We start from the raw sequence: 16,720 nt of genomic DNA on the forward strand, positions 1-16,720 counted from the left end.
AAATGAAAATTTCCTACAATTGGTTAAAGCAATTTGTCAATATTAATTGGACTCCTGAAGAAACGGGGGAACTCCTAACAGATTTAGGCCTTGAAGTTGAAGGCATCCAAACTTTTCAATCTGTAAAAGGCGGATTAGAGGGCATTGTTGTGGGCGAAGTATTGACGTGCATCCAACACCCTAATGCGGACCGTCTTAAAATTACCACGGTAAACATTGGTACCGAAGCACCTTTACAAATTGTATGTGGCGCTCCAAATGTTGCGGCCGGTCAAAAGGTACCTGTAGCCACTATTGGGGCAACACTTTACACAGATAAAGGTGAAGCCTGGACCATTAAAAAAGGAAAAATCAGAGGCGAAGAAAGTCACGGAATGATTTGCGCAGAAGACGAATTAGGTCTTGGCAAATCTCACGATGGCATCTTGGTTTTAAATGATGATGTTGCTGTAGGCACTTTATTGGCGGACCTTTACGAAGTAGAAAATGACCAAGTTTTCGAAATTGGCTTAACTCCAAACAGAGCTGACGCCATGAGTCATTTTGGAACCGCAAGAGATCTTAAGGCTGGATTGTTGCAAAAAGACATTCACGTGGAGTTGATTACACCATCAGTAAGCGCTTTTCGTGTAGATAACAATATATTAAAAGTTGATGTTGAAGTTGAAAACAAAGAATTGGCGCCACGCTACTGCGGACTTACCATTTCGGACGTTAAAGTAAGCGAATCGCCGGCATGGCTTCAAAACAGACTTAAAGCAATAGGCCTAACGCCAAAAAACAATATTATTGACGTTACCAATTATGTGTTACACGAATTGGGACAACCGTTGCACGCATTTGATGCCAATAAAATTGAAGGCCATAAAGTAATCGTTAAAACATTACCAAAAGGCACCAAATTCAAAACTTTAGACGGGATTGAACGTGAGCTTCATGAGGAAGATTTAATGATTTGTGACGTTTCTAAACCAATGTGTCTTGCTGGTGTATTTGGTGGCGAAATTTCAGGTGTTACTGAACATACCACCAGTATTTTCTTAGAAAGTGCTTATTTTAATCCGGTGAGCATTAGAAAATCGGCTAAAAGACACGGCTTAAATACCGATGCATCTTTTAGATTTGAGAGAGGTATTGACCCAAACATTACAGAATACGCACTAAAACGTGCAGCCTTATTGATACAGGAAGTTGCAGGCGGTCATGTTACCAGCAACTTGGTGGACTTTTATCCTAAGAAAATTGAGGATTTTCAGGTGCGTTTAACTTTTGAGAACGCACAGAAATTGATTGGTGAGGAAATCCCTAAAGATATTATCAAAAGAATTTTGATGTCCTTAGATATCAAAATCAACAATGTTACGGAAACCGGATTAGGACTTACAGTTCCTGCCTACCGTAATGATGTGGTGCGTGAAGCTGATATAATTGAGGAAATCTTGAGAGTTTACGGGTATAACAATGTCAATACCACAGAAAAACTCAACGCTTCCATTTCCAACACCTCTAAATTTGAGGATTTCAAACTTCAAAATGTGGTTGGAAATCAATTGGTATCCCAAGGATTTTATGAAATCTTATCCAATTCCTTAACCACTCCTGATTATGTAAAATTAACAGACAGTTTAAAGGAAGAACATAATGTGGAGATGCTTAATCCGTTGAGCAATGATTTAAGCGTGATGCGTCAGAGTTTGTTGTTCTCAGGATTAGAAGCAGTAAGCCGAAATGTCAACAGAAGACGTTCAGACCTTAAATTATTTGAATTCGGTAAAACGTACCATAGCTATCCTGACAACCGTGTTGAAAACAAGCATCTGACTTTGTTTTTAACAGGAAACAAAAATGCTGAACGTTGGAATTCTCCTGAACAACCTAGCGACTTTTTCTATTTAAAAGGTCTTATTACAGCAATTTTAGAGCGTTTAGGTTTGAATAAAGTGAAGACTGCACCTATCCAAAATGATGTGTTTAGCGAAGGGATTAGCCTAACATTAGGAAAAAAGACCTTAGTGGAGTTTGGGTTGATCAATAAAAAAATAATGAAACACTTTGATATTTCACAAGATGTTTTATTTGCTGATTTCCATTGGGATCATGTAATCGACATGGCAAAACACAACAGTGTGAGTTTTAAAGAGCTTCCAAAATACCCATCAATCCGTCGTGATTTCGCACTATTGCTTAACGAAGGCATCACTTTTGAAGAAATTGACACCATCGCTAACCAAACTGAAAAACGCTTATTAAAAGAGGTGGATTTATTTGATGTGTATCAAGGTAAAAACCTTCCAGAAGGCAAAAAAAGTTATGCGGTGAGTTTTAAATTTCAAGATGAACACAGCACACTAACTGACAAGCAAGTAGACAAAATTATGAGCAAGCTACAATCCAATTTTGAAGAACAACTTGGTGCGGAGCTAAGATAGATTACTAAACAAAGGCTTTTTAAAGCAAAAGATCGAGATCATTTTCGGTCTTTACAATTGTTAATATTATGTTTTAATTGGTAGTACACATTCAAATTATTCTTAATTTTAACATTTAAACCAAACACGATTAACTATGGCTACTGTAACACTTAAAGGCAAACCGATAACTACCTCTGGAGAACTTCCAAAAATAGGTGCTAACGCTCCTAATTTCAAATTAGTAGCTTCTGATTTAACTTCAAAATCACTAAATAACTATTTAGGACATAAAGTAGTTCTCAACATATTCCCAAGTATCGACACAGGAACTTGTGCGCAATCTGTAAGAACATTTAACAGAAAAGCTAGCGAACTTCCTAATACCAAAGTACTTTGCATTTCTAAAGATTTACCATTCGCACACTCACGTTTTTGTGCTGCAGAAGGTTTAGAAAATGTGGAAAGTCTTTCTGATTTTAGAGATGGTAATTTCGGAAAATCCTATGGCTTAACATTTGTTGATGGTCCTTTAGAAGGCTTACATTCAAGATGTGTTGTTGTTCTTAATGAGGATGCCGAAGTAATTTATACTGAACAGGTTGACGAAACTACAGAAGAGCCTGATTATGAAGCTGCCATAAATTCGCTTTCTTAGTTTTAACTTATGTCCGATAAAAAAGATTCCTTTCTGGTCAATCGCTTAAAAAGTGTGGGTTGGGCATTTAAAGGCGCATGGATTTTACTGCGGACTGAATCGAGCATTCAAATTCAATTTTTCATTGCCATTGCTGTCACAATTGCAGGATTTTACTTTGACATATCCAAAACGGAATGGCTATTTCAAGTCACAATGATTGGATTGGTCATGAGTATTGAAGGTGTCAACACGTCTATTGAATACATTGCCGACTTTATCCACCCAGAACTTCATGCCAGTATTGGACGTATAAAAGATGTTGCTGCTGGAGCTGTATTTATAGCTTCAATAGCAGCGATAATCGTGGCTGCCATCATTTATTATCCGAAGCTTTTTTAATACTATTTCCGTTAGGATTAACGTTAGTAATTTGTATTTTTGTTTCCTTAGGCAAACAAAGCATCCTAACGTTTTTTACTAGTAAAATTAAAAATTAATAGATTTCCGTGGTCACGGAAAGGCACTATGGCGAAGAAGAAAACCAAGACTAAAAGCAGCACTACAACCAAAACTAAAAAACCAAGCTTCAAACTTACAAGTCAACAAAAACTCATTTTTGGTAGCTTGTTAATGATTCTTGGCATTTTGCTTTCTATTGCCTTCCTATCATTTTTCTTCACTGGAAAAGCAGATCAAAGTACACTTACAGAAATTGGTACGCGCGAGGTTGTTGCCGAGAACTGGCTTAATAAATTAGGCGCTTGGGTAAGCGACTTTTTCATTATGAAAGGCTTCGGTGTAGGGTCCTTTATATTTGCTGGACTCGTATTTCTTTCGGGAATTTATGTCACTTTAGATATCAATAAAGCAAAACTAAGAAGCAATTGGATTTGGGGAACATTAAGTGCCATTTGGATGTCCATTTTCTTCGGTTTCTTTGCTCACAAATACGACGCACTTGGCGGTACGATTGGCTTTGAAATGAATTCCTTTATTCAAGATTATATTGGGATTATAGGCACCGCCCTCCTACTCTTTTTCGGATTGATCATTTACGCTGCTGTTAAATTCAAATTGACGGGCGAAGCGATTGTCAATTTTTTCAAATCGGCCAAAAAAGACATTGCATCGGATTATGACACGGATTCACCATCTAAAGAATCCTATACCGCTCTAGATAATGATTTAACTGCAGAAGCAGAAGATATCAAGGCCGCTTTCGATTTAAAACCAGCAAAACAAAAGGAATACGTTGAACCCGTTAAGCCCAAGCCGCAACCTGAAGCTCCTGTAACCGTACCAAGTCTTAATATAGAAGTTCCGCAAGCCAAAAAAGAGCCTGTTGAAATTGAAGAAGTGGCTATGGAAGTTGAGCATGTTGCTGAAGAAGCTTCTGAAAGCGATAATCTTTCCGATAGATTGGTGGCCGATTTCGGGAAATTTGATCCGACGCTTGAATTGAGTAAATATCAATTCCCTCCTTTAGATCTCCTTAAAAAATATGATTCTGAAGGCATCACCATCGATCAAGATGAGCTTGAGGAAAATAAAAATCGAATTGTTGAAACGCTTAACAATTACAATATTGGTATCAGCAGCATTAAAGCGACTATTGGCCCAACAGTCACCTTATATGAGATTGTTCCTAATGCTGGTGTCCGCATCTCAAAAATCAAGAATTTAGAAGACGATATTGCTTTATCATTAGCCGCTTTGGGGATTCGTATTATTGCGCCAATTCCGGGAAAAGGAACTATTGGTATTGAAGTCCCTAATAAAAACTCGACCATCGTTTCGATGCGCTCGGTTATCGCCTCACAAAAATTCCAGAAATCAGAGATGGAATTGCCAATTGCTTTTGGGAAAACCATTAGCAATGAAACTTTTGTGGTCGATTTAGCAAAAATGCCGCATTTATTGATGGCTGGAGCAACTGGTCAAGGTAAATCTGTAGGTTTAAATGCCGTATTAACGTCGCTACTTTACAAAAAACATCCTGCAGAAGTGAAGTTTGTTTTGGTCGATCCTAAAAAAGTGGAGCTTACTTTATTCAATAAAATTGAGCGCCATTATTTAGCAAAATTACCAGATAGTGAGGATGCAATTATCACTGACAACACTAAGGTGATCAATACGTTGAATTCGTTGTGTATTGAGATGGATAACAGGTATGAGATGTTGAAAAATGCCATGTGCCGTAACATTAAAGAGTACAACGATAAATTTAGAGCACGTAAACTCAATCCTGAAGAAGGGCATCAATTTTTACCATATATCGTACTTGTTGTGGACGAGTTTGCTGATTTGATTATGACGGCGGGGAAAGAAGTTGAAACGCCTATCGCTCGTTTGGCGCAATTAGCACGTGCTATTGGTATTCACTTAATTATTGCCACCCAAAGACCATCTGTAAACGTTATTACGGGAATTATTAAAGCGAATTTCCCTGCACGACTTGCATTTAGGGTGACATCAAAAATCGATTCAAGAACTATTTTAGATAATTCTGGTGCGGATCAATTAATTGGTCGTGGAGATATGTTATTTACACAAGGAAACGAATTGACTCGTATTCAGTGTGCATTTGTTGATACCCCAGAAGTGGAAATAATCACAGAATATATCGGAAATCAGAAAGCTTATCCAGACGCTTATTTGCTCCCAGAATATGTTGGTGAAGAGAATGGCACAAGTCTTGATGTAGACATATCCGACAGAGATAAACTGTTTAGAGAAGCCGCTGAAGTTATCGTAACAGCACAGCAAGGATCGGCTTCTTTATTGCAACGTAAATTGAAATTAGGGTACAATAGAGCGGGTCGATTGATTGACCAATTGGAAGCTGCCGGAATTGTTGGACAATTTGAAGGCAGTAAGGCACGACAAGTGTTGGTTCCAGATTTGGTAGCTTTAGATCAACTATTGGCCAATGAAATTCAATAATACGTTTCATAACAGCATTAAATCAGATAAAGGATTTTAAAAAACAGAATAATGAAAAAACTATTTGTATTAGCGATTGCCTTATTAACATTTTCAACCTACGCTCAAGACGCAGCAAAAGCAAAAGTCTTGTTGAATGAAGTGAATGCTAAAGTTAAAGGCTACCAGAACATCGGAATTGATTTTAAATATGTTCTTAAAAATACGAGCGAGAATATCAATCAAGAAACCCGTGGTGACGTGGTCATTGAAGGAGACAAGTATTTATTGAATATCCTTGGTGTGACACGTATTTATGATGGAAAAACACTTTACACCGTCAATCCTGAGGATGAAGAGGTGACTATTTCGAAGAACAACACAGAAGACGAGAACACCATTACACCTAGCAAAATGCTATCCTTTTATAAAGAAGGCTACAACTACGCGATGGACATTGTTCAAAATGTAAATGGCCGTAAAATTCAGTATGTAAAATTGACACCAATAGATACAAAATCTGAAATTAAGCACGTGTTATTGGGGATTGATGCACAGACAAAACACATTTATAATTTGATAGAAGTAGGCAAAAACGGCACACAAACTACTTTAACTGTAAATAGTTTTAAAACTAATGAGCCTATTTCAAAAACCTTATTTACTTTTGACGCCAATAAGTACAAGGGCTATTATATCAATAAGCTCGACTAGATAAGGCGTACACTTTATGAAAATACTGGATAGGTATATACTTAAGACCTACTTGAAAACATTTTTGAGCGTGTTTATTATACTCATGCTCATTTTTGTTTTACAAGCTGTTTGGCTTTATATTTCAGAATTGGCAGGAAAAGATTTGGACATAGATGTCATCTTCAAATTCCTCCTCTACATTACACCTACCCTAATCCCATTAATCTTACCACTGACCATCTTATTGGTTTCCATTATGGTATTCGGCAGTTTTGCTGAAAACTATGAGTTTGCCGCTATGAAATCGACTGGGATTTCATTGCAACGCGCCATGAGAGGCCTCAGTATCTTTATTGTTTTACTTTCCGTAACAACCTTTTTATTTGCTAATAATGTTATTCCGTGGGCAGAATTCAATGCCTATAATCTGCGAAAAAACATTGCTAAGGTAAAACCTCAAATGGCCATTGCCGAAGGTCAGTTTAATGAACTTGGCGATTTCAATATTAAGGTGGATAAAAAAAGTGGCGACCGCGGGCAGTTTTTATCTAAAGTGATTATGCACCAAGCCAAAAGTAACAGACCAGGAAATTACACGGTCATTATTGCTGACTCTGGCGAATTGAAAAGTAGTCCAACTTCCAATATTCTTCAATTAGTATTGTTTAACGGGAACTATTACGAGGAAATCTACAGTAAGAAGCCTAAGGAAATTGAGAAAAAACCACATGCCAAGAGCTATTTTGAGACCTACACGATGAATGTAGATCTTGAAGCTTTAAATGATGTGGATTTAGATGAGAAAACCTATACCACCCGATATAATATGTTGGATGTTAGCGGACTTAATTACACCATAGATAGTTTGTATAATAACAAATCTGTTGAATATAAAAACTTCGCACAGACGTTGTATACCAGAACTTCTATCAGCACGATTAATTCCAACCTACTTCCTGATAGAAAGATAATTCCAGAAACCGTCCCAGAATCAGACAGTATTTCGAACAAGGACACAACTCCAACTAAAGTAGTTCCTTTTGAAGGTAACGTCACTGATCTTTATGACACTAAGACCAAGCTGCAATTAATAAATTTGGCTTTGAATACTGTTAATAGTACTTCCCAAATTATTGACACCAAAAAGCAATTTTTAGAGGTTTCAGAAAAGAACTTGAACAAACACCTTATCGCATTACATGAAAAGTATGTGTTAGGTTTTGCTTGTTTTATATTGTTCTTTGTGGGTGCACCCTTGGGCGCATTAATACGCAAAGGCGGAATCGGATTGCCATTGGTTATTGCCATCCTCCTATTCCTTACCTATCATTTTATAGGGATATTTGCCAAAAACAGTGCTGAGGACGGAACTTTGAATCCGATATTAGCCACTTGGCTTTCCACATTAATTATGCTGCCGCTCGGCGTTTACCTTACCACACGTGCCACTAACGATAAAGGTCTGTTCGATTTTGACAGTTATCTCAATCCGATTAAGAACTTCTTAAATCTACGTCCTAAAAACTCCGTTATGGTTGATGGCGAATTGGTGCAATATAGTTTTCTGGATGGTTATAACAATGAAAAGTTAATCGACATCATCAAGAATCACGATGCATTGGATTTTGATAAAAGCGTAAAACCATTCGCCTTAAATCAATTATTAAAGCGCAATCAAAGTATTGAAGACCTTCAAAAGCAGGGTATCGATATCAACGACACCTTTATCAACTCCCAAAAAAAAGCGACAGACACTATAGGGTATTCTAAGTTTGCGGTTACTTTCTATTGTACAGGAATCGCATTGATTGTTGTACACTTTATTCTTAAAAATAATGGACTTCCTGAAATAGCGAATTCGGCTAAAGATTTAGGCTTCATTTCCCTTTTAGTGTATGCGTTATATTATGTTGTGACGTTCATTAAAGCCACGGCATTCTATAAACATCTTGGCTTAAACATCAAACCTTTAAACCCATTATTAATGCTCATCGGACTTCCATTTTATGGCGTGTCCCACTTTTTACTCAAAAATAAAATCAAAGAAGACTTAGATAGAAGCGCTATCCTAAATGTAAAATAAGCCATATCTTTGCATATAATTTCAAAAAAACATGACTACAAGTACATACACATCACCAATAACGTTACATACCATTGAGGAAGCCATTGAGGATATCAAGAAGGGTAAAGTCATAATTGTTGTAGATGATGCCGATAGAGAAAATGAAGGTGATTTTGTAGCCGCTGCAGAAATGGTAACGCCAGAAATGATCAATTTCATGGCCACCCATGGTCGCGGATTAATTTGTACACCCCTAACTGAAAAGCGTTGTAAGGAGTTGGATTTACATCCGATGGTACACAACAATACAGATCCGATGGAGACTGCGTTTACCGTTTCGGTAGATTTACGAGGAAATGGAGTGACCACAGGAATATCAGCAAGTGATAGAGCTAAAACAGTGAAAGCACTTATTGATTCAGATACCAAACCTCACGATTTAGGTCGCCCTGGCCATATCTTTCCACTGGTAGCAAAACAAGGCGGTGTTTTAAGACGTACAGGACATACTGAAGCTGCAATAGATTTCGCACGATTAGCGGGCTTAAAACCTGCTGGAGTGATTGTGGAAATCATGAATGAAGATGGTACAATGGCACGTTTGCCACAATTAATGAAAGTTGCTGAGAAATTTGACCTTAAGATTGTCTCTATTGAAGATCTTGTGGCCTATAGAATGCAACACGACTCTTTAATTGAAAAGAAAGAGGATTTTGAAATTGTGACGCGTTTTGGAAAATTCAGATTGAGAGCTTACCAACAAACCACCAATAGCCAGGTGCACATTGCACTTACCAAAGGTGCTTGGAAAACGAATGAACCGGTGTTAACCAGAGTGAATTCAACTTTGGTAAACAATGATGTTTTAGGGACACTAACCAATAACGCGGATAAGAAGTTGGATAACATGTTCAAGTTGATTAATGAGGAAGGCAAAGGCGCCATTCTTTTCATCAATCAGCAACACCAATCTACCGACTTATTAAACCGTTTAAAAACGTTAAGACAAGGCCAGAATCACACCGATGTTATCAAGGCACCGAGCATTGCCATGGACAATAAAGATTTTGGAATTGGCGCTCAAATTCTACACGATTTAAACATTCATAAACTACTTATAATGTCCAATAGCGAACATACAAAACGTGTTGGGATTATAGGTTATGGATTGGAAATTGTGGACTACATGACGTACTAATTCTTAGTGCAAAATACCTTACCCGAGTATTAAATAAAAGTGATTCCTAGTTTGAATTTGCAATTTTGCAAGTTCAAACTAGCGCTTCATTGTGCCCTATAAGTTTCAATAATTTATCTGATAGGTTATGAAAAAAGGTCACAACCTAAAAGCAAAATAGCTTCAACTATTATCAATAAAAAATTGAAATCAAATACTTATCAATCAGCAACTTGGTTGTATTTATCTAAATTGAAGATTTAATGATTTCCACCATCTTTTGAGCGCGTTGCAGCACTTCTTCTTCCGTCCACGACAGCTTTATGAGACACGAAATATTTCGCCCTATAAAGTGATCCGACTGATCGAAAGTTTTGGTTTCAAGATACGTCAAACCATCCTTTATTTCTTTTGAAATTGGGAACAAACTTTTAACATTTTTTAGATGGTCCCACTTGCGCACGTAGTGCCAATTGTTATCAAAATAATGAAAACAACCATCAACCCCACCTTCTTTTAAATTCTTAGAAGCGATACGTGCAGTTTCCAAATCAGGAAGGAAAAAATTCAAAAATGCATAGCTTTCTTCACCTCCATCAGGTACCGTTCTAAAGGTTACTTCTGGTAGTTCCGAAAGTGCATTTCTTAATACTGTATAATTTTTCTTTTGGATGGCTAAAAAGTCAGGTAAGCGTCTTACTTGCGCCAACCCAACAGCGGCATGAAGTTCTGAAATCCTAAAATTATAACCTAAAAACGGATGCCCTTCAGCACCTCTATCGTTTCCTTCATGGTCATGTCCGTGATCAGAATAGTGGTCTGCATTAACATAGTAATCCTTATTATTGGTGATAACGGCACCGCCCTCTCCACTTGTAATGGTTTTAACAAAATCGAATGAAAAACACCCTAAATGGCCAATCGTACCAAGTGCCTTTCCTTTATAAGTAGCACCAATGGCCTGACAAGCGTCCTCAATTAGAATTAAATCATGTTCCGAACTGATTTTTTGCAAAGCATCCATGTCGCCCATACTACCACACATCTGAACCACCATAATGGCTTTGGTTTTGGACGTAATGGCATTTTTAACAGCCTTTGGATCGAGCGCTAAGGTATCATCAATATCAACCAACACCGGTATCGCTCCTACCATTAAAATAGCTTCAAAACTCGCCACAAACGTGAACGACGGCATAATCACCTCGTCACCTGCACCAATACCTGAGGCTGCAAGCGCGACAGAAACTGCTGCTGTACCACTAGATACCAATTGGACATATTCGGTTTTAAATGTTGATTGCAATTCCGCTTCCAGTTGCTTGGCCTTCCAATGTCCGTTACGCATGCCGTCAAAGCCGTAGCGCATCAGCACACCACTTTCTAAAACATCATTTACTTCTTTACGTTCAGCACTTCCAAATAATTCAAATCCTGGCATAGCAATCAAATATTATAATTAAATCAAATTTAGTAATCTTAACTCTGTCTTTAAGTTTTAGGAACTATAGTTCCAACACTGCATCATTCAGTTTTTTCCTAACTTTTTTGAAACCAGAAAACATATCATCAGCAGCCCTATACCCTACTGGCAATAATAAAACAGATTTTAGTTCTTTTTCCTCAAGTTGCAATATCGCATCAAATTGCGCGCGATCAAAACCTTCCATCGGACAGGAATCGATATGTTCTACAGCACAAACAGTCATTAAATTCCCAAGCGCAATATAAGCCTGTTTAATGGACCACTCCTGCTGTTGCTCCTGAGTCATGTTGGTCATCATCGATTTTAAGTCGTTCCTATAAGGCTCTAAGATGGTTTCAGGTGTATTCCTCAGCTCACTTACATTATTAAACAAATCATCCACATCATCCGTGTTAATATGGTCTTTGATACACAGCACCAATAAATGCGACGCCTCAACAATTTGACGCTGGCCATAAGCCGCCGGCAACAATTTAGTGCGCAATGCTTCGTTCGAAACGATGAGCATTGAAATGGTTTGCAACCCAAAAGAGGTCGCGGTTAGGTTAAAAGCCTGTTTAAGGGTATGCAACTTCTGTTTGGTCAGAAGTTTGGTAGGGTCAAATTTTTTAGTTGCATAGCGCCACTGTAAACGTTCTATTATATCCATTGGTAATCATTTCAAATTAAGACAAAAATAAGGGATGTGCTTTACAATTATAGTCCATTTTGATCATTAAATTCTATGGTGAAATTTATTTGATTAAAAAATTGTGATTTTATTTGAAAGAATAAAAAAAGGGTTCTATATTTGCACCCGCATTCAGGGCATACCTGATGAGACACTCGGAGAAATGGCAGAGCGGTCGAATGCGGCAGTCTTGAAAACTGTTGAGGGTCACACCTCCGGGGGTTCGAATCCCTCTTTCTCCGCAAAAGGAAACCCACGACTTTTAGTCGTGGGTTTTTTATTTATAGCAACGACTCAAGCCCCTTTAGCTTGAAGGAGTGGCTATAAATAAAAAAATAGCATCGTCTTTTTTGACGATGCGAGGGTTTCTATGCTTGCTCAGGATTTCCTTTTGGGTTCAATTTATTAATCCTCTTTCTGCGGAACGGTGCTGATATGGGATACCTCCTGAACGCAGTAATATCAAACCCAAAAGATTGATAATGAACGTCATTCACATTTTTGTCATGTCGAATGTAATGAGACATCACATCATCTTTTTACCATAGAGCCTCCACTGTAATGGGATTCCTCCTAAAGTCGGAATGACAAATTGGAATGGAATGAGAGAGCATATAAATCCCCCAACTTTATGGAATTCATCCCTCTTTATCCGCAATAAAAAAATAGCATCGTCTTTTTTTGACGATGCGAGGGTTTCTCTGCTTGCTCAGGACTTTTTCTGGGATCAATTTATCAATCCTCTTTCTGCGGAACGGTGCTGACATGGGATAACTCCTGAACGCAGTAATAACAAAACCACAAGGTTGATAATGAACGTCATTCACATTTTTGTCATGTCGAATGTAATGAGACATCACATCATCTTTTTACCATAGGGCCTCCACTGTAATGGGATTCCTCCTAACGTCGGAATGACAAATTGGAATGGAATGAGAGAGCATATAAATCCCCCAACTTTTTGGAATTCATCCCTCTTTATCCCCAATAAAAAAACAGCATCGTCTTTTTTGACGATGCGTGGGTTTCTATGCTTGCTCAGGATTTCCTTTTGGGATCAATTTATTAATCCTCTTTCTGCGGAACGGTGCTGATATGGGATACCTCCTGAACACAGTAATAACAAAACCACAAGATTGATAATGAACGTCATTCACATTTTTGTCATGTCGAATGTAATGAGACATCACATCATCTTTTTACCATAGGGCCTCCACTGTAATGGGATTCCTCCTAACGTCGGAATGACAAATTGGAATGGAATGAGAGAGCATATAAATCCCCCAACTTTTGGAATTCATCCCTCTTTATCCGCAATAAAAAAACAGCATCGTCTTTTTTGACGATGCGTGGGTTTCTATGCTTGCTCAGGATTTCCTTTTGGGATCAATTTATTAATCCTCTTGCTCCGCAAATAGAAACCTGTAACGAAAGTTGCAGGTTTTTGTTTTCCATACCACACCTAAACCTTTAGTCATCAAGAACAATTCTAATAAATCTGCTGCAAATTTTATAATTCTAAAAATGTTGATCATTAAATGAAATGGATACGGTCAGTTTAGTAGCTACAAATAAATTACAAACCACACTCGACATCGCTATCATACAGCATCTTAACAAAACCACATCAAAAGCAAAAGATTGGGCAACAACTAAATATTTTCATTAAAGATATAATTACCTTTGCATCAATTATAACAACTCTAGTCTTAAAGGGTCGGATTCAACATTGATTAGCATTTAGATATTATGGAACAGTTTTTTTATGAAAATTTCGGCGTGAGTGAGAATATATTAAACTACGTCATTATTCCGCTATTAATATTTTTAGCTAGAATTTGTGATGTTTCCATCTCTACCATCAGAATCTTATTTGTGATGAGTGGCAAAAGGAACATTGCGCCTTTTTTAGGGTTCTTTGAAGCATTAATCTGGTTGTTGGCCATAGGGCAGATTATTAGCAATATAGATAATGTGTTCTCCTACGTGGCTTATGCGAGTGGCTTTGCTGTTGGAACTTTTGTGGGGATGTACATTGAAGAGAAACTGGCCATTGGCCGTGTGGTATTAAGGTTAATCACCAAAGAACCTGTACATGAATTTATAACCTTCTTGCATGATAACAATTACCGTTATTCCATATTGGATGCGGAAGGCAGAAACGGAAAAGTTAACGTGGTATTCCTGGTATTAAAAAGAGAAAATTTAAAACACTTAACAGACGCTATTAACACCTATCACCCAAGTGCATTCTACACCATTGAAGGCGTTAAAATGGTAAATGAAGTCAACCTCATCGATGACAGTCCAAGGCAAATAGGTTTATGGGGCCTACAATTGAAACGAAAATAGCTAGAAGTAAAACTGCTTAAGACATGAGCGTTTCAAATAGCAGAATTTAGCCCTCGCTTATGATGTTTTTTATGACATTAGAGTACTACGTCTTTTTTGAAATTAGCTTACTGACTACAAAAACAATAGGGTTGTGAATTAAATCCCTTGCCATGCGAAGTATGCCATCTATAAAAGCAAGTTTAATTGCTGAATTTGTTTATAAAAAACATTGTCCCAGTATAAATTGTATATTTTATATTCCGTCAACAAACTCCAAGAACACCTTCTTATGACGTTCTAAATTCAATTGTGGCGACAAGGACACACGGACGATATAATCTTTATCCCCTTCTTTAGTAGTGCCCTGTGTAGAGGTGGCTGGTATGGTCCAGTAACTTCCTTGTAATTGCCCATAACTCACACAAAATTTACTTTCATCAGGAATTTCTGTAATCATTAAATTAATCAATTTCAGGTTCAATGCGCGTTTGTAGTCTTCTCGCTCTTCATCTGTAGCTCCTTTAGTAGGAAGCCCTAGTGAAAACACTGATGGCGTAAACCCTTGAGATGCTAAGTCGTCTGAAACAAAATTAATTTTCGCTTCTGGCAACACCTCATTAATAAAGTGTACAAACTCACGCGTATGGTCATAAGCATCCTTGATGCGTTGATTCATTGATGGCAACTTTGCTGCTAAGATTTTATATTGTAATGGTGTCGCTTCGTTATCACAAAGCGTCAAATGAGTTGCTATTTTGTCCATCAACCCTTGAGTTTTTTGATTTCCTACACAATAGCCAGCAGTACATTTTCCACCGCTCGGGAATTTAGAACCACTCGCATAAGAGAGCGCTCTCACTTCGGAAAGAATATCACCTTCACCTAAAAAATGGATATTAGGGCAAAATGTTTGATCCAAGACAAATACCGGATCTATTGCTACAGTTCCGGAAGCCGTATGTCGGACTTTACTTAAAGCAGCTTGCAAAGCTTCCAGGTTTGGAACTTCAACCCTAGGATTGGTCGGAATCTCAGCAATGATATAGGGCACAGCATCTTCCTTAGCAACCTTAGTCAATATGGTTTCAATACTGCTTACCATATCATTAGTGCCATCCACGGGTAAATCTACCACCTCTACAATATCAAGAACTTCTGCCACACGTCTAGCCTGATCATTGGTACCGCCATAACAGTTTGGCGGGACGATAAACTTAATGGCTTTTCCTTTATGATGCTCCATTGCATCGTGGACGAGACCCATCATTATTGCATATTGCATCGATAGTCCGCTAGATGCTACCAAAGCGGTAGTTGGTGAATTAGTGACTTCTTTAATCGTCTCTAAAACCAAAGCCTTGTTAGTCTGTAAATGAAGCTCGGGAGCATCTTTCATTTCCGATGTCTCAACGAATAATTTCAATGCTGTCAGACAGTTATATGGCGTCATGGCAATGGACTCTCGTCTTCTGACATGTTGGATATCTGAAACATATTTGTCATTCTGACTGCCATTAACCATCAATATACTGCCAAGTTGAGCATAAAGACTTATGTAAAAGTCAATAGCTTCTGAATGTGCCAAAACGCCGAGTTTATCGTACTGTGCTATAAAAATTGTGCTACCATCAAAACTATCTACAGATGCAACGTCATCAACTCTTTCTACATGAAAATTGTAGCCATACACAGATTTCAAAAGATCAAGATCCAAGGCCTGTGGTAAAGCGTCAGTATATAAAATTCTGGTGCTTTTACCGTCTAATGCATTCGTTCTTAAGATGGCTAGCACAGGCATTGTCTGAGAAGAAAACGTGGTCACATTTTTTGCCTCGATCCCATCCAAATTAGCAATCCCCCACTCCAAAATACAGGATAACGGGTGTCCCAATCGAATATAATCATATGCTGTTGGGAGTTGGCTTAATGCAGAAGTTTGAGAGTTATTGTGGTTAAATAAGTTTTCAAATTCCTTTAAAAATTCCGTTTTGGCTAAGTCTTCATTGTAAATATCTAACCGGTGTGTCGTTAATGTCAGCCAATCAGAAGGCATATGTTCTATAACCTCCTTTATATAGTGTAGCATTTCAGTTGCTTTCATAAGTATCCGCTTTTAATAAGTTGGCAAGATACATCAATTAGCGATTTCTGAAAAAATTTAGAAGTCTCCTTTAGCTGATAATTTAGACTGAAAAGTTATCTATAACCATTCCAGTGCCCATGTTGCAATGCTTAATCCCATAATTTTTCCCATTACGGAAATCACATTATACCCTACCAATTTGACAATATACTTACTCATCCAAAAGGTAATGTTGGTTA

11 protein-coding genes and 1 tRNA gene are annotated in these 16,720 nt (G+C 37.8%); 9 read left to right on the top strand and 3 right to left on the bottom strand.

Going from position 1 to position 16,720, the window contains the following annotated elements; genetic code table 11:
* The first annotated feature begins 2 nt into the window (after window positions 1-2).
* The 7 genes from pheT (at window position 3) to ribB (ending at window position 9,929) form a co-directional block, all read left to right on the top strand.
* On the top strand, window positions 3-2,429 hold the full coding sequence (gene pheT, locus Q0947_RS04290; protein ID WP_299391948.1) for a phenylalanine--tRNA ligase subunit beta: 2,427 nt from the start codon (window positions 3-5) through the stop codon (window positions 2,427-2,429).
* Between the two features lie 136 nt (window positions 2,430-2,565).
* Window positions 2,566-3,066 (top strand): thiol peroxidase, encoded by a 501-nt coding sequence (gene tpx, locus Q0947_RS04295; RefSeq protein ID WP_299391952.1) that lies wholly within the window; start codon window positions 2,566-2,568, stop codon window positions 3,064-3,066.
* A 9-nt stretch (window positions 3,067-3,075) separates the two neighbouring features.
* A complete protein-coding gene (locus Q0947_RS04300) occupies window positions 3,076-3,447 on the top strand; it encodes a diacylglycerol kinase family protein (RefSeq protein ID WP_299391957.1) in 372 nt (123 codons plus the stop codon).
* 126 nt (window positions 3,448-3,573) lie between these two features.
* A complete protein-coding gene (locus Q0947_RS04305) occupies window positions 3,574-5,991 on the top strand; it encodes a DNA translocase FtsK (RefSeq protein ID WP_299391960.1) in 2,418 nt (805 codons plus the stop codon).
* 51 nt (window positions 5,992-6,042) lie between these two features.
* Window positions 6,043-6,684, top strand: coding sequence for an outer membrane lipoprotein carrier protein LolA (locus Q0947_RS04310; RefSeq protein WP_299391961.1), 642 nt, complete (start codon window positions 6,043-6,045; stop codon window positions 6,682-6,684).
* Between the two features lie 16 nt (window positions 6,685-6,700).
* Window positions 6,701-8,749: an LptF/LptG family permease gene (locus tag Q0947_RS04315; RefSeq protein ID WP_299391966.1), complete on the top strand. Its 2,049-nt coding sequence runs from the start codon at window positions 6,701-6,703 to the stop codon at window positions 8,747-8,749.
* A gap of 31 nt (window positions 8,750-8,780) precedes the next feature.
* Window positions 8,781-9,929 (top strand): 3,4-dihydroxy-2-butanone-4-phosphate synthase, encoded by a 1,149-nt coding sequence (gene ribB / locus Q0947_RS04320; RefSeq protein WP_299391970.1) that lies wholly within the window; start codon window positions 8,781-8,783, stop codon window positions 9,927-9,929.
* Between the two features lie 226 nt (window positions 9,930-10,155).
* On the opposite strand, the gene Q0947_RS04325 is transcribed toward ribB, so the two are convergent.
* Window positions 10,156-11,349 (bottom strand): DegT/DnrJ/EryC1/StrS family aminotransferase, encoded by a 1,194-nt coding sequence (locus Q0947_RS04325; protein WP_299391975.1) that lies wholly within the window; start codon window positions 11,347-11,349, stop codon window positions 10,156-10,158.
* A 64-nt stretch (window positions 11,350-11,413) separates the two neighbouring features.
* Window positions 11,414-12,043 (bottom strand): NAD(P)H-dependent oxidoreductase, encoded by a 630-nt coding sequence (locus Q0947_RS04330; protein WP_299391980.1) that lies wholly within the window; start codon window positions 12,041-12,043, stop codon window positions 11,414-11,416.
* A gap of 178 nt (window positions 12,044-12,221) precedes the next feature.
* Between Q0947_RS04330 and Q0947_RS04335 the strand changes: the two genes are divergently transcribed.
* Window positions 12,222-12,306: transfer RNA gene (locus Q0947_RS04335), tRNA-Ser, on the top strand.
* Between the two features lie 1,507 nt (window positions 12,307-13,813).
* Window positions 13,814-14,416 (top strand): DUF2179 domain-containing protein, encoded by a 603-nt coding sequence (locus Q0947_RS04340; protein ID WP_299391985.1) that lies wholly within the window; start codon window positions 13,814-13,816, stop codon window positions 14,414-14,416.
* A 235-nt stretch (window positions 14,417-14,651) separates the two neighbouring features.
* Here the strand turns inward: Q0947_RS04340 and Q0947_RS04345 are convergent, their stop codons facing one another.
* The gene (locus Q0947_RS04345) at window positions 14,652-16,499 is read right to left on the bottom strand and encodes a PLP-dependent transferase (RefSeq protein ID WP_299391989.1); all 1,848 of its coding nucleotides are present in this window, start codon (window positions 16,497-16,499) and stop codon (window positions 14,652-14,654) included.
* Window positions 16,500-16,720 lie beyond the last annotated feature (221 nt).

Source organism: uncultured Gelidibacter sp. (genome assembly GCF_947500795.1).
Lineage (GTDB): Bacteria > Bacteroidota > Bacteroidia > Flavobacteriales > Flavobacteriaceae > Gelidibacter.